The sequence below is a fragment of the Neisseria sp. P0024.S006 genome, from assembly GCF_051956595.1.
Taxonomy (GTDB): Bacteria; Pseudomonadota; Gammaproteobacteria; order Burkholderiales; family Neisseriaceae; genus Neisseria.
The window spans coordinates 1-440 of sequence record NZ_JBQCXH010000075.1; the positions used below are offsets into that span (position 1 = coordinate 1).

Consider the following 440-nt stretch of genomic DNA (forward strand, 5'->3'; position numbering starts at 1 on the left):
AAGAAGCGCGTCTTATTTACACCGGCGTAGTGCATACCCTGCCGCCCAAAGGCGATAAAATGTTGGTTATCGACATCGGCGGCGGTTCGACCAAATTTGTCATCGGCTCGGATTTGCAACCGCTGACCACAGAAAGCCTGCATATGGGCTGCGTAACGTACAGCATGCGCTTTTTCCAAAACAAAATTACCGACAAAGATTTCCAATCCGCCGTTTCCGCCGCGCGTATCGAAATCCAACGCATCAGCAAACTGATGAAGCGCACCGGTTGGAATTTCGCCCTCAGCACGTCCGGCCCGGCCAAATCCATACGCGACGCTTTGGCGGCAGAATTGCCGCAGAAAGCCGACATTACCGCCCAAGGCACGCGTTATCTTGCCGATAGGATTATCGAAGCCGGTTCAGTTAAAAAAGCCAAACTTGCAACTCTCAAACCTGAA

Annotated in this window: 1 protein-coding gene; it reads left to right on the forward strand. The window is 52.0% G+C overall.

Annotated features, from left to right (window positions below; translation table 11 throughout):
* The coding region (locus ACTHUF_RS11345; protein ID WP_440407759.1) for a Ppx/GppA phosphatase family protein at positions 1-440 on the forward strand (440 nt) is incomplete at both ends.